Here is an 18,413-nt window from a genome sequence, read left to right as displayed (position 1 = left end):
GCGGGAGCGGGTGGACGAGGCCCAGTGGCACGAGGTCGCCGCGGCCCTGCACGCGATGCGTACGGGCGACTTCAAGGTGCGCCTGCCGCGCCGGGCCGGCGTGGTCGGCGAGGTCGCCGACGCGTTCAACGAGGTGATCGCGCTGCAGGAGCAGCGCAACCGGGAGCTGCTGCGCATCTCGCGGGTGGTCGGCCGGGAGGGCCGGGTCACCGAGCGCATGGACGAGGAGGCGTACGACGGCGCCTGGGCCGAAGGCATCAAGGCCGTCAACAACCTCATCGACGACCTGGGCCGCCCGACGGCCGAGATCGCCCGCGTGATCGTGGCCGTGGCCGAGGGCGACCTGTCGCAGCACATGCGCCTGGACATCGACGGGCGGCCGCTGCGCGGCGAGTTCCTCACCATCGGCCGCACCGTGAACCGGATGGTCGACCAGCTGTCCTCGTTCGCCGACGAGGTCACCCGGGTGGCCCGTGAGGTCGGCACCGAGGGCAAGCTGGGCGGCCAGGCCGACGTACGCGGTGTCTCCGGCACCTGGCGCGACCTGACCGACAACGTCAACTTCATGGCGTCGAACCTGACCGCCCAGGTGCGCTCGATCTCGCAGGTGACCACCGCGATCGCGCAGGGCGACCTGTCCCAGAAGATCGCCATCTCCGCTCGTGGCGAGGTCGCCGACCTGGCCGACACCATCAACTCGCTGACCGACACGCTGCGCGTCTTCGCCGAGCAGGTGACCCGGGTGGCTCGCGAGGTCGGCACCGAGGGCAAACTGGGCGGCCAGGCGGAGGTGCCCGGCGTGGCCGGGACCTGGAAGGACCTGACCGACGCCGTGAACTACATGGCGTCGAACCTGACCGCGCAGGTCCGCAACATCTCCCAGGTCGCCACGGCGGTGGCCCGGGGCGACCTGTCGCAGAAGATCGCCGTGGCCGCGCAGGGCGAGATCCTGGAGCTCAAGGACGTCGTCAACACGATGGTGGACCAGCTGTCGTCGTTCGCCGACGAGGTGACCCGGGTTGCCCGTGAGGTCGGTTCGGAGGGCAAGCTCGGCGGTCAGGCGCAGGTGGCCGGGGTGTCGGGCACCTGGCGTGACCTGACCGAGAACGTGAACCAGCTCGCCTCCAACCTGACCGGTCAGGTCCGTAACATCGCCCAGGTCACCACGGCTGTGGCCCGGGGCGACCTGTCGCAGAAGATCACGGTCGACGCGCGGGGCGAGATCCTGGAGCTGAAGTCGACGGTGAACACGATGGTGGATCAGCTGTCGTCGTTCGCCGACGAGGTGACCCGGGTCGCGCGTGAGGTCGGTTCGGAGGGCAAGCTCGGCGGTCAGGCGCAGGTGGCCGGGGTGTCGGGCACCTGGCGTGACCTGACCGAGAACGTGAACCAGCTCGCGGGCAACCTGACCGCCCAGGTTCGTAACATCGCCCAGGTCACCACGGCTGTGGCCCAGGGTGACCTGTCACAGAAGATCACGGTCGACGCGCGGGGCGAGATCCTGGAGCTGAAGTCGACGGTCAACACGATGGTGGATCAGCTGTCGTCGTTCGCCGACGAGGTGACCCGGGTCGCGCGCGAGGTCGGTTCGGAGGGCAAGCTCGGCGGCCAGGCGCAGGTGCGCGGGGTCTCCGGCACCTGGCGCGACCTGACCGACAACGTGAACGTCATGGCGTCCAACCTGACCGCGCAGGTCCGCAACATCTCCCAGGTCGCCACGGCGGTGGCCCGGGGTGACCTGTCGCAGAAGATCACCGTCGACGCCCAGGGCGAGATCCTGGAGCTGAAGTCGACGGTGAACACGATGGTGGATCAGCTGTCGTCGTTCGCCGACGAGGTGACGCGTGTCGCGCGCGAGGTCGGCACCGAGGGCAAGCTCGGCGGCCAGGCGCAGGTGCGCGGCGTCGCGGGTACGTGGCGCGACCTGACCGACAACGTGAACTTCATGGCGTCCAACCTGACCGGTCAGGTCCGCAACATCGCCCAGGTCACCACCGCGGTGGCCCGGGGCGACCTGTCGCAGAAGATCACCGTCGACGCGCACGGCGAGATCCTGGAGCTCAAGAACACCGTCAACACGATGGTGGACCAGCTGTCGTCGTTCGCCGACGAGGTGACGCGAGTCGCGCGCGAGGTCGGTTCGGAGGGCAAGCTCGGCGGCCAGGCGCAGGTGCGCGGGGTCTCCGGCACCTGGCGCCACCTCACCGAGAACGTGAACCAGCTCGCCTCCACGCTGACCAACCAGCTGCGCGCCATCGCGACGGTGTCCACGGCGGTGACCCGCGGCGACATGACCCAGCGCATCACCGTCGAGGCGCAGGGCGAGGTCGCGGAGCTCAAGGACAACGTCAACCAGATGATCGTCGCCCTGCGCGACACCACCAAGAAGAACGCCGAGCAGGGCTGGCTCGACTCCAACCTGGCCCGCGCCGGTGAGCTGCTGCAGGGCCAGCGCGACCTGGAGCAGGTCTGCCGCATGATCATGTCGGAGGTCACGCCGCTGATCGACGCGCAGCTCGGCGCGTTCTTCCTGTCCGTGCTCGACGGCGACGTCTCCCAGCTCCAGCTGGCCGCCGCGTACGGCTACTCCACCGATGGCGCCGCCTCCGGCTACGCCCCCGGCGAGGGCCTGGTCGGGCAGGCCGCCCTGGACCGGCGGGCCATCCGCGCCGGGGCGGGCAAGACCACGCTGATGGTCCGCTCCGGTATCGCCGAGACCGCCGTCGCCGACCTGATCGTGCTGCCGATCGCGTTCGAGGGCGAGTCGCTGGGCGTGATCGAGTTCGGCAGCGTCACCGCCTTCTCCGAGCTGCACCTGGACTTCCTGGACCGGCTGGCGGGCACCCTGGGCATCGCGCTCAACACCATCCTGGCCAACCGGCGCACCGAGGAGCTGCTGGCCCAGTCGCAGCGGCTGGCGCAGGAGTTGCGCGACCGCTCGGTCGAGCTGCAGCGCACGAACAACGAGCTGGAGGAGAAGGCGGCCCAGCTGTCGGAGCAGAACCGCAACATCGAGATCAAGAACCGGGAGATCGAGCTGGCCCGGCTGGGTCTGGAGGACAAGGCGCGCCAGCTGTCGGCGGCCTCGCAGTACAAGTCGGAGTTCCTGGCGAACATGTCGCACGAGTTGCGTACGCCGCTGAACTCGCTGCTGCTGCTGTCGCGGCTGCTGGCCGACAACACCGAGAACAACCTGCACGCCAAGCAGATCGAGTTTGCCCGCACCATCCACAGTGCCGGGTCGGACCTGCTCGCCCTGATCGACGACATCCTCGACCTGTCCAAGATCGAGGCGGGCCGGATGGACGTGCAGCCCGGTGAGGTACGTTTCCGCGAGGTGTGCGACTACGTGGAGCAGGCGTTCCGGCCGCAGGCCGAGGACAAGGGCCTGACCCTGGAGGTACGCCTGTCCGAGGTGCTGCCCGCGGGCATGATCACCGATGCGCAGCGGCTGCAGCAGATCCTGCGCAACCTGCTGTCCAACGCGGTCAAGTTCACCGAGAGCGGCCTGGTCACCCTCGAGATCGGACCGGCACCGGCCGACCTGGTGTTCGAGGAGGCGTCGCTGCACCAGGCCGGGGAGGTGGTGATGTTCGCCGTACGCGACACCGGCATCGGCATCTCCGCCAGCAAACTGGCCCTGATCTTCGACGAGTTCCAGCAGGCCGACGGCACCACCAGCCGCAAGTACGGCGGCACCGGCCTGGGCCTGTCGATCAGCCGGGAACTGTCGCGCCTGCTCGGCGGCACCATCACCGTGACGTCGGCGCCGGGGGAGGGGTCGACGTTCACCCTGTACCTGCCCGGCATGCTCACCGGCGCCCCGGCCGTGCTGACGCCGCCCCCGCCGCCCCTGCCGGTGACGGCGCCGGTCGGCCGCCCGATCATCGGCCGTGCCGCGAGCGAACTCGTCGCCGACGAGGTGGCCCTGCCGTTGGGCGGCGCCACCGTGCTCATCGTCGACGACGACGTGCGGAACGTGTTCGCGCTGGCCAGCGCGCTGGAGCAGCACGGCATGCGAGTGCTGTACGCCGACAACGGCAACGACGGCGTCCGGCTGCTGGCCGAGCACGCCGACATCGACATCGTGCTGATGGACGCGATGATGCCCGAGCAGGACGGCTACGAGACCACCCGCATCATCCGCCGCAATCCGCACCTGGCCGACCTGCCGGTGGTGTTCCTGACCGCCAAGGCGATGCCCGGCGACCGGGAGTTCGCGCTGGCCGCCGGGGCGAGCGACTACATCACCAAACCGGTCGACCTGGACGAGCTGCTGCGGCTGATGTCGGCCTGGATCACCCGTAAGGAGCAGGCATGAGCCAGCCGACCGTGACCGGCCCGGCCAAGGTGCTGCTGGTCGACGACCGCGCCGACAACCTGGTGGCGCTGGAGGCGATGCTGCAGGGGCTGCCGGTGGACCCGGTCGCTGTCAGCAGCGGTGAGGCCGCGCTCAAGCGGCTGCTCATCGACGACTTCGCGGTGATCCTGATGGACGCGTACATGCCGGGCATGGACGGGTTCGAGACGGCCGGACACGTCAAGCGGCGCGAGCGCACCCGCCACATCCCGATCATCTTCCTCACCGCCGCCGACGGTGACGCGCGCCTGGCCCTGCGCGGTTACGCCGCCGGTGCGGTGGACTACCTGACCAAGCCGTTCGACCCGTGGGTGCTGCGGGCCAAGGTCGCCATCTTCGCCGAGCTGTGGGCCAAGAACCAGCAGCTGCGCCAGCAGGCGGCGCAGTGGAGCAGGCTGTCGGCGGCCGCGCAGGAGGCGGTGCGGCTGCTGGCCGAGCCCGGCCAGTCCGAGCAGGCCCGCGCGGCCCTGCTGGCGGCCCTGCCCGCCGCGCAGCGGGAGGCGGCCTCGGCCTGAGCCGGACGCTGCCCGGCGGACGGTGGGCAGCGCGGCCCGGGTCAGTCGACTACTCCACGTCGAGGACCAGCATGCAGGCCTCGTCGTCGCGCTCGGTCGGCGTGATCTCCCACAGGGCGGCGCTACCGCCGTCGCGGTGCGCGGCCTCGACCCGGTCCCGGAAGTCCGACAGCGGGTCGCGCTTGCGCCGGTGCAGTACGCCGTCGGTGAACGCGACCAGGCTGTCACCCGGGGCCAGCGTCATCGTGGCGGTGGCGAACCGCATGCCGTCCATCAGGCCCAGCATCGGCCCGGTCTGCTCGTCCACCGCCCGGGCGGCTCCGTCGCGCACCAGGATCGGCTGCAGGTGCCCGGCCGAGGCCCAGGTGAGGGTGCGGTCCTGCGGGCGGTAGCGGGCGATCAGCAGGCTGGCCAGGGGCGCGTCGGGCGCCCGCATGATCATGTCGTTGATGCTGCGCAGGATGTCGGCGGGGGCGGCGCCGGCCACACCCAGGGCCATCACGGGGAAGCGCAGCCGCACCACGGCCGCGGCCGCGACCAGGCCGGTGCCGCAGGTGTCGCCGATGACACACAGCATGCTGCCGTCGTCGAGCCGATCGGCGTCACAGAAGTCGCCCCGCAGCGCCGTACGCGGCGAGGTGGCGGCGTAGTGGCGCCCGGTGACCCGCACCCCCGGCCCGGCCAGGGTCAGGTCGCGGTTGGGGTACAGCAGCCGGGTCAGGTTGCTGGTCAGCGCCTGCTCGGCGGCCAGCTGCAGCTGCCGCGCGGCGGCGGCGTTCTCGCTGCGCGTGGACCGGTCCTGCGCCGCCCGCTTCTCCGACACGTCCTGCAGCACCAGTCGGATCAGCCGCACCTCGCCGTCGTGCAGGTCCGCCTCGCCGAACACGCGCACCGGCACGATGCCGCGGGTGGTGTTCAGCCGTAGCTCGGCCAGCTCCGTACCGCCCTGCGCCAGGTCGACCAGCAGCTGCTTCAGCGCGCCCCGGTCGCTGGCGGCGAACAGCCCGGCGAACTTCTCCAGCGTCATCGGTCCGTGCTCCGGCTCGCGGTCGACCAGGCCGTAGAGGCCCGCCGACCACACCGCGTCCTTGGCGCGCAGGTCCCATTCGGCCCAGCCGAAGCGGCCCAGCGTCTCCAGCCGCGCCATGCGCTCGTCGTTGCTCAGCGCGTCGTCGATGCGCGACCAGCTCGCCAGCAGCGCGTCACCGATGCGCACCGCGCGCCTGTTGAGCACCACCCGGCGCGGTCGGCCGTCGATCAGGGCGTCCTCGGTGCTGGCCTCGCGGCTGAACGGCACGTCGTCGCGCAGCAGCTTCACGTACGCGTCGAAGACGCCGTTGGCCCGCAACTGCGGGTACGCGTCGAGCAGTCGCCGCCCCACCGTGTCGCCCTCGTCGACACGGGCCTGCCGACTCACCGCCGCGATGGTGAAGTCCTCGACGGTGTCGCCGACACCGTGCACCGGCACCAGCAGGTGGCCCGGTCCGTCCATCACGTCGAGCATCGAGGCCAGCCACAGCGGCAACTGCGCGGGCGTGTCGTCGGCGGTCGGCCACAACCGCCGTAGCGCCCGCCCCGTCCCCGCCGCGAGCTGGTCGAGATAACCCCGGTCGACGGCGTCGAACTGCTGCGGCTCGGCCCAGACCAGGGCCAGCACGCCCACCACCTGCTCATCGGCGACCAGTGGGAACGCCGCGCGGGCCAGACCGGGTCCGATCAGGACGAAATCGTGCGGGGTGAGTCCGTCGATGAGCAGGGGCCGCCCGGTACGGGCCGCGTTGCCCACCACCGTCGGCAGCGAACTCGGCGAGCGACGCCACTCGCTGGCGACCTGCGCGGGCCAGCCGTGGCTGGCCACCAGCCGCACCGCCTCGTCCGGCTCGACCACGAACACCGCCGCCGCGCCACCCGGCGGGTCGCCCATCCCGATGGTGACCAGGGCCCGGGTGAGAACCTCGAAGTCTTCGGCGGCGTCCATCGCCGCCAGGCACCGCCGCAGCGTCCGGGCCTGCGCGGTGGGTAGCGGCTGATCCGGGTTGTCGGCCAGGCCGACCCTGGTCCGCGGAGCGGCCACCGATGCCGCGACCTGCGAGCCCAGCGTCGCGGGCGCTACCACCGGTGCCGCCGGCGAGGTCGGGGCCACCGGATCCTGGGCGGCCGCGGTCGCGGGCACCCGGGCGCCGACGATGTCGGCGGCCAGGTCGACCACGCTGACGTTGCGCTGCTGGGACATGGTCGACAGCTGCCCGAACGCGGTCTCCGGATCGCAGCCCAGTCGCTCGGCGAGGATGCCCTTGGCCTGCTCGATGAGCCCCCGGGTACGCATGGCCCGCCGTAGGCCGGACACCTCGGACTCCAGGCGCTGTACCCGCGCGACCCAGTCGTCGTCCGCGGGCTGCTGCCGTGCCGCTCGCACCATGGAAGTCCCTCTGCCCCGCTGTCCTGTCGTCGAAACCGCCGTTGTCCGCCTTCTCTCTACCAGACCGCCCCGGGTCGCGGCCAGGCGGTGCGACAGGTGTCCGGTACGTCGCTGACATGCGTTAATGGGAGGGGACGGAAAGGGAGCCGATGGGTCGCGAGTTCGGTGTCGAGCACACCATCGAGGACGGGCTGGCAGTGGTCCGCGTCCGGGGCGAGATCGACCTGATGACGGCGGGCGCGCTACGCGACGAGCTGTGCGCGGCCGTACAGGCCGCGCCCGTCGTCATGGTCGACATGTCCGGGGTCGGATTCCTGGACTCGACCGGGGTGCGGTCGCTGTTCGACGCGTACAAGTGCGCCTCCGACGTCGGTCACCAGCTGTACGTCCGGGACGCCCAACAGTGGGTGGCCAAGGTCCTCGATGTGACCGGCGTGGGGAGGCTGCTCACGCCGCCCGCGACGAAAATGTGACGGCGCGGCAGGTCGCGCGGGACTTGTTTCGGAGAGTACGCTTACCCATGTCGCGAATGCGGCAAACCGGCGTCGCCGCAACATAAGGCTTCGCCTGGTGCTCCAGCAGCAGGGCACCACCGCCAGCTCTTCCTGTCGTTCCACCGCGCGGGGCGCGACAACGGCAGGGGACCAGGTTCCGGCCATGAACACCACGTTGACCGCCACCGGCGGTACGGGCTCGTTGACCGATACTTTTGCCCAGTTCCATGACCAGTTGCTCCTACTGCACCGTCTGCCGGATTGTGACACCGGCAGAGAGCGCCTGCGCGCGGAGATCATCTGTGGCTGCGCCCCCGTGGCGCGGCGCCTGGCGCTGCGCTTCCGCAATCGCGGCGAGGAGCTCGACGACCTGACCCAGGTCGCCACCATCGGCCTGATCAAGGCGGTGGACCGGTACGAACCCGAGCGCGGCGTGCCGTTCGCCAGCTACGTGCTGCCCACCATGCTCGGCGAGATCAAACGGTACTTCCGCGACCGCACCTGGACCCTGCACGTACAGCGCTCGCTGCAGGAACTGCACCTGGCCGTGTGCCGGGCCGTGCCCGAGCTCAGCCAGCAGCTGCAGCGCACGCCCACCGTCGACGACCTCGCCGAGCACCTGCACGTGAACGCCGAGCAGGTGCGCCAGGCGCTCGACTGCGCCGCGGCGTACACGGCGGGTTCGCTCAACGCGCCGGTGGGGGAGGACGGGGCCGAGGGGCAGCTGCAGGATCTGCTGGGCGACGTCGACGGCGAGGTGGAGAGCCTGCCCGAGCGGGACGCGCTGCGCCAGGCCATCGACACCCTGCCCGAGCGGGAACGCCGCATCCTGCGGCTGCGGTTCGTCGACTGCCGTACCCAGACGGAGATCGCCGAACAGGTCGGCGTCTCGCAGATGCACGTCTCCCGCCTGCTCGCCCGCGCGCTCACCGTCCTGCGCGACCGTCTCACCAGCGAAGACGACTGACCGTCCGGCGCACCGACCCGTGTTGGCGGCAAAACCCCCGCCCCTCCCCGAAGGAGCGGAGGGGCGGGGGGACTGTCACATCCGGGGTGGGGCGGCGATGCCGAGCAGATCCAGGCCGCGGGCGATGACGCGGGCCGTCAGGTCGCACAGGGCCAGCCGACTCGCCAGCACCTCATCCTGGGTCCTGAGCACCGGACAACTGTCGTAGAACGACGTGTACGCCCCGGCCAGCCCTTGCAGATACGCCGCCAGCCGGTGGAACTGCAGCGTCTGGCCCGCCTGCGCCACCACTGCCGGGAAGCGCAGCAGCTCGATCGCGAGCGCCCGTTCGGCCGGGTGCTCCACCAGGATCGTCGCCGCCGGATCCGGCGCCACGCCGCCCCTCCGGAAGATCGACTGAATCCGCGCGTACGTGTACTGCAGATATGCCCCCGTGTCCCCGCTGAACGACAGCATCCGATCCCAGTCGAACGTGTAGTCCTTGCCCCGCTCGCTGGACAGGTCGACGTACTTGATCGCGCCGATGCCGACCGCCCGCGCCACGGACGCCTGGGTGTCGGCGTCGAGTTCCGGGTTCTTCTCCCGGACCAGGGCCAGTGCCCGCGCGACCGCTTCGTCGAGCAGGTCGGCGAGCTTCACCGTGTCACCGGACCGGGAGGCCAGTTTGCGACCGTCGGCGCCCAGCACCAGGCCGTACCCGACGTGCACCGCCTCGGCGGGTTCCTTCAGCCAGCCCGCCTCCCGCGCGGTCTGGTACACCATCTCCAGGTGCTGACGCTGCTCGGTGCCGACGACATACAGCATCCGGTCGGCGTGCAGTTCCTGGGTCCGGTAACGGATCGCGGCCAGGTCGGTGGCGCCGTAGCCGTAGCCGCCGCCGCTCTTGCGCACGATGATGGGCAACGGTTCGCCGTCACGCCCGGTGAACCCGGCCGGGAACGCGCACTGCGCCCCGTTGCTGTCGCGCAGCAGGCCGAGCTCGTCGAGTTCGTCGACGACGCTGTCCAGCCGGTCGTTGTAGAAGGACTCGCCGCAGAAGTCGGCGCCGGTCAGGGTGACGCCGAGTTTGGCGTACACGCTGAGGAAGTATTTCTCGCTCTCGGCGACCAGCAGCCGCCACAGCCGCAGCGTGGCCTCGTCCCCGGCCTGCAGCGCGACCACCCGCGCCCGAGCCCGGTCGGCGAAGCCCGGCTCTCCGTCGAATTTCGCCCGCGCGGCCCGGTAGAAGCCGCTCAGGTCGCCGACCGACAGTTCGTGCACCGCCTCGGCCTCACCGACGTCGAGCAGGTGCTCGATGAGCATGCCGAAGGGGGTGCCCCAGTCGCCGAGATGGTTGGCCCGCACCACGTCGTGGCCGAGCCAGGTCAGCACCCGGGCGGCGGCGTCGCCGATGACGGTCGAGCGCAGGTGCCCGACGTGCATCTCCTTGGCCACGTTGGGCGCCGAGTAGTCGATGATCACGGTCTGCGGCAGCTCGGCCGTCGGCACGCCGAGCCGAAGGTCGGTGTAGACGTGGCCGAGCAGCCGCGCGACCGCGTCGTCGTGCAGGGTGACGTTGATGAACCCCGGCCCGGCGAGTTCGGCGGTGGCCAGGTCGGCCAGGTCGGCGGCGGCCAGCACCTCGGCGGCGATCTCCCGGGGGTTGCGGCCCAGCCTGCGGGCCAGCGCGAGCGCTCCGTCGGCCTGGAAATCGGCGTGCTGCGAGCGGCGCAGCGCCGGGTCCGCGGGGCCGTCGGCGACCGTGGCGAAGGCCGACGCGAACCGGTCGAGCAGCAGGGATTCCAAGTCGATCATGATGGATCGTTCGCTTTCTGCGAGAAGGCAGGGCAGGGCGAAAGGCGAAGAGCCTTCGGGGGTATGGCGGCAGCGACGCTGTTGTGGGCGCGGATGCGCTCAGCGGGCTGCCGGAACGCGTCGTCGCGCGACGCGGGACCCGGACGCGGGCAGGGACCGGCCGGGACGGCGGTCGCGGAGCCACTGCGGGGTCATGCGCCCGACCATACCCGATCGCACCCGAAATGGGGTCGTGGGATTCCCGCGACGCCGCGAGGATGGTTGCCATGACGCAGTCGCCCGACTACCGCTTCTACGGCGACCTCGCCCGCTGGTGGCCCCTGATCTCCCCGCCGGACGACTACGCCGAGGAGGCCGAGTTCGGCGCCACCGTGCTGGCCACCGCCTCGATCCCGGTACGTGAGGTGCTGGAGTTGGGCAGCGGTGGCGGCCACAACGCCGCACACCTGCGCCGCCACTACGACATGACGTTGGTCGACCTGTCCGAGTCCATGTTGGCGATGTCGCGACGGCTGAACCCGGACTGCCCGCATCACGTCGGCGACATGCGCACGATCCGCCTCGGCCGCGTCTTCGACGCCGTCTACGTCCACGACGCCGTCGACTACATGATCACCGAGGACGACCTGCGTGCCGCCGTCGCCACCGCGTACGCCCACACCCGCCCCGGTGGCGTCGCCGTATTCGTGCCCGACGAGACCGCCGAGAGCTGGGAACCCGGCACCGACCACGGCGGCGCCGACGCCCCCGACGGCCGGGCCGCCCGCTACCTGTCCTGGTGCTGGGACCCCGACCCCGCCGACACCTGGACCGCCACCGAATACTCCTTCCTGCTGCGCGAGGCCGACGGCACCGTGCACAGCGTCCACGAGACGCACCGCACCGGCCTGTTCGGACGCGGTGTCTGGCTGCGCCTGCTCGCCGAGGCCGGGTTCGAGGTGCGTGTCGTCGAGGAGGAGACGACCGAGGACCGGCCGCCCCGCGAGTTCTTCACCGGCCACCGCCCCGCCATGGATTAGCGTGGACCGGGTACGCCGGAACCGCCGGTGACCACACCGGAAGGTTCCCGCCCATGCCCGGCTCCCGCCGTCACCGTCCTGCCGCGCTGCTCACCGCGGCGGTCGCGGCCGCGCTGCTCGGCGGCTGCGGCACCGACCACGCGGGCATGGGCCATGGCGCGATGCCGGACGCCGCGATCGCCGGATCGGCGTCGGCGGCCGCCTTCAACGCCACCGACGTGATGTTCGTACAGATGATGATCCCGCACCACCAGCAGGCGGTGCAGCTGTCGGACCTGGCCGCGAGCAGGGCTAACGATGCGCGGGTGAAGCAGTTGGCCGCGCAGATCAAGACCGAGCAGCAGCCGGAGATCGACACCATGCTCGACTGGCTGGACGCGTACAAGCAGCCGACCCTGAGCTCGGGCGGGATGGACATGGGCCATGGCGCCGATCATGGCGCCATGGCCGGGATGGCCACCGACGCCCAGCTCAAGGCGCTCGGTCAGGCGTCGGGTACGCCGTTCGACCGGATGTTCCTGACCCTGATGATCGCCCACCACCAGGGCGCGCTCACCATGGCCGATCAGGAGCTGGTCGACGGCACCAACCCGCTGGTCCGGCAGCTTGCGCAGCAGGTCGTCAACAGCCAGTCCACCGAGATCGCCACCATGCGCTCCATCCTGGACCGCCTTTAGCCGTCGTCCTGCCGTCGGCCGCGCGGCCGACGGCGAACCGGGCCAGTGTGTACCGGATTGCGACTTTGCTCTGCACCCATCGGCTTGCTCTGCACCCATCGGCTTGCTCTGCACCCATCGGCTTGCTCTGCACCCATCGGCTTGCTCTGCACCCGGGGACGCAACACCGGTGCGCCGGTGGGTGCAGAGCAAGGTCGGGGGTGCAGAGCAAAGTTGCCCGCGCGGCCGTTCGTTTGGCCGCGCCGCCGCGCCGCCGCGCCGCGCCGCGCCGCACGGTGCCGTGCCATGCCGCGTTGTTGTCCGTCGCGCTCGCCGGGATTCACCAGCGTCTGCCGCGGCTCCTCGCGCACTGCGTTCTTCGGTTGATCGCCGCTTGCGGTCGGAACCTGGATTCCTGCCGCAGAGACTGACCGCCAATGCCGATCACCGTGTGCCGGGTCGGCCTTGATCGCGGTCGGCGGTCGCTTTCCCGAGCCTGAACGCGATTCGCGACCCTGGGCGGCGGTCCTGGCGGGTTTGGTCGTGTGGTCGCGGCAAACGGTGACCGGCCGGAGGCTCAATCACCGACATCGATCTAATAATATCGACAAACATCGTGCTATTGCGATAATCGGCTGACCATCCATCACCCCTGGAAGGAAGCCAAATGCGGTTCACCCACCGCGCAACGATCGCTTTCGCGCTGCTCGCAGCCGCCCTCCCGGTCTCGACTGCCGGTGCGAGCGCGGCGGCGCCACCTCAGGCCGCGCTCGCCCAGATCGAGGAGCGCGTCTACGTGGAGTCCAGCGTGGACTCCAATGGCGACGGACGGCTCGACCGGATCGCCATCGACATCGCCCGGCCGTCGACAGGCGGGCCGTTCCCCGTCGTTTTCGAGCAGAGTCCGTACCGCAACGGCCTGGCCAACGCCGCGAACCATGGTGTGAACGTCGGCGCCCTGCCGCAGGAGGGCCTGTTCCCGCTCGCCCCGGCCGCCCCGCCGACGGCCGGACCGGGCGTCAACGTCGCCAGGCCGGTGCCGGACCTGCCCGACTGGTACGACGACTACTTCGTGCCCAAGGGGTATGCGGTCGTGCTCGGCCACAGCCTCGGCACCGGCGACTCGGACGGCTGCCCGACCAGCGGGGACATGCAGGAGACGCTGGCCACGACCGCGGTCGTCGACTGGCTCAACGGTCGCGCCCGCGGGTTCAGCGCCTCGGGTGCCCAGGTGACGGCCTCCTGGAGCACCGGCAACGTCGGCATGATCGGTATCTCGTACAACGGCACGCTGCCGAACATGGCCGCCGCCACCGGCGTCGCCGGGCTCAAGGCGATCGTGCCGATCTCGGCGATCTCCAGCTGGTACGACTATTACCGCGCCAACGGGCTCGTCGTCGCCCCGGGCGGGTACCAGGGCGAGGATGCCGACGTGCTGGCGCGGGCCGTCGTCGACCGGACCGACTGCACGAGCCGGATCAACCAGATCGAGTCCGACCAGGATCGGGTGACCGGCGACTACAAGCAGTTCTGGGCCGACCGGGACTACGTCGGCAAGGCGAACAAGGTCACCGCGGGTGTGTTCGTCATCCACGGCCAGGCGGACTGGAACGTCAAGGGCCAGCACTACGCGCAGTGGTGGGACGCGCTGCGGGCCAACAATGTGCCGCGCAAGATCTGGCTGCACAACGGCGGCCACGGCACGACCTCGCGCGCGGACTACAAGGCGACGGTCGAGCGCTGGTTCGAGTACTTCCTCAAGGGGATCGACAACGGCATCCTCACCGAGCCCCGGGCCGAGGTGCAGTTCAAGGACGGCACCTGGCGCCAGTACACCGACTGGCCCAACCCCGGCGCCGCCAATGCCGTCTTCAAACTCGACGCGACCTCGGCCACCGCACCCGGCGGGCTGACCCTCGGCACGCCGACCGGCACCTCGGCGCAGTCGTTCACCGACAACGGGCGCACCAGCACGGCGACGACGCTGGTCGCGAACCCGGACAGCGCGAACGGCAACCGGCTGGTCTACCGGACCGGCAACCTGCCCGCCGCGGTCACGCTGACCGGCGCGCCCCGGGTCTCGCTCCGGCTCGCCGTCACCAACCGCAACGACGCCAACGTGACCGCGCTGCTGGTCGACTACGGCGGCACGGGCACCAGCACCACCCCCGTGATCGTGACCCGCGGCTGGATCGACCCGCAGAACCGCAACAGCCGCGCCAACAGCGAGAAAGTCGTGCAGGGCACGGAGTACCCGCTGACCTTCGCCATGCAGCCCAAGGACTACGTGTTCGCGGCCGGTCACCGGATCGGCCTCGTGGTGATCTCCACGGACTACGACTACACGCTGCGCCCGCCGGCCGGGGCCGTACTGCGGCTCAACCCGGTCGGCAGCACCCTGACGATCGCGCAGACGGGCCTGGCCACCGGCGACGACTTCGCGATCTCGGTGGCTCCGACGGCGGGCGCGACCAACCCGGGCGGCTCGCTGACCGCGACCGTCGCCACGGCCGTCATCAGCGGTGCCGGGCAGAGCGTGGCGCTGTCGGCGGCCGGACTGCCGACGGGTGTGACCGCGTCCTTCAGTCCGTCGACCGTGACGGCGGGCGGCAGTTCCGCGCTGACGCTGAGCACCACCGCGTCGGTCGTGCCGGGCACGTACCCGATCACCATCACCGGTACGGGCACCGCTGCCACCCGCACCGCGGTCTACTCGCTCACGGTCAACGGGGCTGGCGGCTGCAAGGCGACCAACTCGGCCGATGTGGCGATCCCGGACGCGGGGGCCGCGGTGGAGAGCACGATCACCATCAGCGGCTGCCCGGGTACGGCATCGGCGTCGTCGACGGCGGAGGTGCACATCGTCCACCCGTACCGCGGTGATCTCGTGGTGAGCCTGGTCGCGCCGGATGGGTCGAGCTACTCGCTGAGCAACCGCTCCGGTGGCAGCGCCGACGATATCCACCAGACCTTCACGGTCAACCTGTCCGGCGAGACCGCCAATGGCACGTGGCGGCTGCGCGTACAGGACGCGGCGGCCGCCGACGTCGGCCGGATCGACACCTGGACGCTGACGCTCGGCTCGTAGGCGCAGCATCGTGGTGACCCCGCGATGACCGTCGGACGGCCGTCAGCGCGGGGTCACCACACAAGCCTCACGCCCGTCCGACGATCTCCCCGTGCAGGACGGTGAACCAGCCGTCGGGGTCGGCGGCCCAGGAAGCCCACGCGGCGGAGAGCTGCCGCAGTTCGGCCTCGGTGGACAGGCCCTCGCGCAGCAGCTGCTCGGCCATGGCGGACTTCACGATCCGGTCCGCCCACATGCCGCCCCACCACTGCCGGTCGTGGTCGTCGGCGAAGGTCCACAGGCTGGCGGTCGCGGTGACGTCGGTGAACCCGGCCGCCCGCGCCCAGGACAGCAGGCGCCGCCCGGCGTCCGGTTCGCCCATGTTGTTGTGGCAGGCCTGGTAGTACAGCTCGAGCCAGCGGTCCAGTTCCGGCAGCTGCGGATACCAGGCGAAGCCGCCGTAGTCGCCGTCGCGGGCGGCCACCACCCCGCCCGGTCGGCACACCCGGCGCATCTCGCGCAGCGCCCCGACCGGGTCGGCCACGTGCTGCAGCACCTGGTGGGCGTGTACGGCGTCGAAGCTCGCGTCGGCGAAGTGCAGCGCGTGCACGTCGGCGACCACGAAGTCGATGTTGTCGACGCCGCGCCCGGCGGCCTCGGCGCGGGCCAGTTCCAGCGCGTCCGCGGAGATCTCCATGGCGGTGACCCGGCCCGGTGCGACGATCGCGGCGAGGTCGCAGGTGATGGTGCCGGGGCCGCAGCCGACGTCGAGCAGCGACATGCCCGGGGCCAGGTGGGGCAGCAGGTAGGCGGCGGAGTTCTCGGCGGTGCGCCAGCGGTGCGAGCGCAGCACGCTCTCGTGGTGGCCGTGGGTGTAGACCTGGTTCGGCATGCGGTCCACGTTAGGACGCGGTCCTGCTATACGAGACAATTTTCCTAAGATATGGGCGCCTTATGGCGCTGACCTGCACATGCGGAATGGACCGCGACGCATATCGCTACTTGGTGCGCCGGTCGGCGCGGCGCGCGGTCGGCTGGGCGCCGGCCGCGCGGCTGGTCAGCGCAAGTGCTTGCGGGGGGCGCGCTCGGCGTGGGGCTCCGGCACGGGCCAGAGCCCCACGCGACAGACTGCCGGACCGATCACCCGCAGTTGTGGATGTCGCTCTTGGCCTGCGACACCACCACGTCGGCCACCCCCGGCGCGCTGACCCGCAGCGCGGTGACGGTCAGACCGGCCGAGGCGCCCGGGATGGGCTTCTGCTCGTTCAAGGTGATCGTCAGGAGGCCGACCCGGATGACGGTATTGGGCGTGATGTCGCCCAGTCGCCGGTTGATCCCGCCGATGGTCAGCGAGCCGATCGTCGTGCGACCGGTCGCGTTCGCGCCGTACGACCCGATCTTGCAGGTGCTCCGCGAGCTCGCCACCAGGTCCGTCGCCCGGATGGCCGGCAGGCCCGGCAGGCCCAGGGTCAGCTCGGTCGTCCACGCTCGGGCGGCGGACTCCCCGTCGCCGGTGATGACGCGCGCGCCCACGCCGCTCGCGCGGACCGGTCCGGCCGTCAGGCTGCCGCCCACCTTCTCGGTGGTCGATCGCATCGACGTGGACACCTCGCCGGTGTCGCTGACCACCGCCAGCGGCCGACCGACCACCTTGCTGGACAGGCCGACGGCCCGGCCGGTGTAGAACACCAGCTTCGCCGTGGCCGACGCGGTCGACGGCAGGTAGGTGCCGTCCCCGGCGAAGGTCGCCGTGACCGGCACGCTGGTCGCTGTGGCGGGCTGGGCCACGGTCCCGATGGTGCAGCTCGCCGCGCCCGTGCCGTCGGTGGTGCCGGTGCACGACTGTGCCGACGCTCCCGAGCCGAGCGTGAACGTGATGGTCTTGCCGCTGATCGGGCCGTTGCCCGTCTCCTGCAACGTTCCGCTCAGCGTCGCCGGGAAGCCGTTGGCTACCGTGGCCGGACCGGTGACGGTCAGCGTCGTCGCCCGTACGCAGTTCAGCGTGGCCGCGAACGGGGACTGGATCAGCTCCGCGTCGCCGTTGAGGTCGCTGCCCCAGTCGGCGGTCTTGACGATGACCTGGCCGCGGACGTCGGCGTGGTGCAGCATGGTCAGCGCCGCGCGGGGTGCGTACAGCGTGCCCAGCACGCTGCCGAAGAACGTGCTGATCGAGGTGGCGGTGGGGAAGTTCCAGAGGGCGTACGCACCGTCGACGGACAGGTCGACGGCCCCGACGACGGCGGGCATCTGATGCCAGTCGTACACGTCGGCCACCGCGGCGGTGTCCACGTTGACGAGCAGCGGCGTCGAGGCGTTAGGCCTGTTCGCAAAGGTCAGGGTCGCGATGTTGGTCAGGTTGGGCGCGGAGATGTTCAGGACGTTCGTGACGCCCGGGGCCAGCGTCAGGAACGCGTTCGTGCCGGGCGGGATCACCGCGGGCAGGGGCTGGCCCTGCGCATCGGTGAGCACGATCGTGTTGACGCACCGGGCCAGTGCGGACGAGGCCTTGCGGAAGTCCTGGAACGCCGCAGCGAAGTCGATGCCGGTCGCCGCGCCGACCGACGCGACGGGCTGGGTCAGGAACAGGCTCACCCGGGGGGTGCTGTCGTAGGCGGCGCCGTCGGCGACGACGTGCGTGACCGCCGGGCCGTTCGTGTCCTGGTTGAGCACGTCAGCGTTGGACAGGTCTGCGATCTTGGCGTAGGCGTCGCCGCTCACCAGCAGGTCCCCGTCAGCGGCGCTGCCGGCGAAGTCGACGGCTCCACCGACCACCAGCCCGCTGGTCTTGGTATCGCCGGGGGCCGTGAAGGTGCTCCGGAAGGCGCTGAAATGGTCACCGCCGATGATCAGGTCGCCGCCCAGCGCTACTGAGGCACCTCCGCCGTCGGAGAGCTTGGCGTTGCCCTCCACGAAGATGTCGAAGCCGAGCGCGGCGGCCGTTGGTGCGGCCGGGCTGGCGGCGCTCGCCGGGCCGGCCGGGCCGAGGATGAGGAGCATCGTCGCGGCGGCAGCGCCCAGCGATGCGGATGTGGCGACGATGCCACGGAGCAGTTTGTGCATCTCTCGACTCTATCGACCGAATAATGCCTGCTCAGGGCATTTGTTCGGGGAACGGGTGCCGC

General features: G+C 70.9%; 11 protein-coding genes. 7 read left to right on the top strand and 4 right to left on the bottom strand.

The features are described 5' to 3' along the window. Window positions 1–10 precede the first annotated feature (10 nt). Entirely contained in the window at window positions 11–4,321 is a 4,311-nt protein-coding gene (locus KUA19_RS21930) for a HAMP domain-containing protein (protein WP_308167577.1), read from the top strand. Window positions 4,322–4,332: 11 nt separating this feature from the next. Further along, window positions 4,333–4,875 carry a response regulator gene (locus tag KUA19_RS21925; RefSeq protein WP_217398631.1) on the top strand — a complete coding sequence of 181 codons (543 nt, stop codon included), beginning with the start codon at window positions 4,333–4,335 and terminating at the stop codon, window positions 4,873–4,875. A gap of 49 nt (window positions 4,876–4,924) precedes the next feature. Here the strand turns inward: KUA19_RS21925 and KUA19_RS21920 are convergent, their stop codons facing one another. Further along, window positions 4,925–7,294, bottom strand: a complete 2,370-nt coding sequence (locus tag KUA19_RS21920; protein ID WP_217398393.1) for a SpoIIE family protein phosphatase — start codon at window positions 7,292–7,294, stop codon at window positions 4,925–4,927. 149 nt (window positions 7,295–7,443) lie between these two features. Between KUA19_RS21920 and KUA19_RS21915 the strand changes: the two genes are divergently transcribed. Both KUA19_RS21915 and KUA19_RS21910 read left to right on the top strand, forming a co-directional pair. After that, window positions 7,444–7,767 (top strand): STAS domain-containing protein, encoded by a 324-nt coding sequence (locus KUA19_RS21915; protein ID WP_217398391.1) that lies wholly within the window; start codon window positions 7,444–7,446, stop codon window positions 7,765–7,767. A 184-nt stretch (window positions 7,768–7,951) separates the two neighbouring features. Next, on the top strand, window positions 7,952–8,755 hold the full coding sequence (locus KUA19_RS21910; protein WP_217398389.1) for a SigB/SigF/SigG family RNA polymerase sigma factor: 804 nt from the start codon (window positions 7,952–7,954) through the stop codon (window positions 8,753–8,755). A gap of 75 nt (window positions 8,756–8,830) precedes the next feature. Here KUA19_RS21910 and argS read toward each other — a convergent pair whose 3' ends face one another. Further along, on the bottom strand, window positions 8,831–10,546 hold the full coding sequence (argS, locus tag KUA19_RS21905) for an arginine--tRNA ligase (protein ID WP_217398629.1): 1,716 nt from the start codon (window positions 10,544–10,546) through the stop codon (window positions 8,831–8,833). Between the two features lie 269 nt (window positions 10,547–10,815). On the opposite strand from argS, the gene KUA19_RS21900 reads away from it, so the two are divergent. The 3 genes from KUA19_RS21900 (at window position 10,816) to KUA19_RS21890 (ending at window position 15,312) form a co-directional block, all read left to right on the top strand. Beyond that, entirely contained in the window at window positions 10,816–11,568 is a 753-nt protein-coding gene (locus KUA19_RS21900) for a class I SAM-dependent methyltransferase (RefSeq protein WP_217398387.1), read from the top strand. 53 nt (window positions 11,569–11,621) lie between these two features. Next, window positions 11,622–12,245, top strand: coding sequence for a DUF305 domain-containing protein (locus KUA19_RS21895; protein WP_217398385.1), 624 nt, complete (start codon window positions 11,622–11,624; stop codon window positions 12,243–12,245). Between the two features lie 646 nt (window positions 12,246–12,891). After that, entirely contained in the window at window positions 12,892–15,312 is a 2,421-nt protein-coding gene (locus tag KUA19_RS21890; RefSeq protein ID WP_254549865.1) for a Xaa-Pro dipeptidyl-peptidase, read from the top strand. A 67-nt stretch (window positions 15,313–15,379) separates the two neighbouring features. On the opposite strand, the gene KUA19_RS21885 is transcribed toward KUA19_RS21890, so the two are convergent. Together KUA19_RS21885 and KUA19_RS21880 are read right to left on the bottom strand one after the other, a co-directional pair. Further along, a complete protein-coding gene (locus tag KUA19_RS21885) occupies window positions 15,380–16,183 on the bottom strand; it encodes a class I SAM-dependent methyltransferase (protein ID WP_217398383.1) in 804 nt (267 codons plus the stop codon). Between the two features lie 248 nt (window positions 16,184–16,431). Further along, complete coding sequence (locus KUA19_RS21880; RefSeq protein ID WP_217398381.1) at window positions 16,432–18,351, bottom strand: collagen-binding domain-containing protein; 1,920 nt, start codon at window positions 18,349–18,351, stop codon at window positions 16,432–16,434. Between the last annotated feature and the right edge of the window lie 62 nt (window positions 18,352–18,413).

The organism is Catellatospora tritici (genome assembly GCF_019083965.1).
Lineage (GTDB): Bacteria > Actinomycetota > Actinomycetes > Mycobacteriales > Micromonosporaceae > Catellatospora > Catellatospora tritici.
This window is presented reverse-complemented; position numbering and strand designations above follow the sequence as displayed.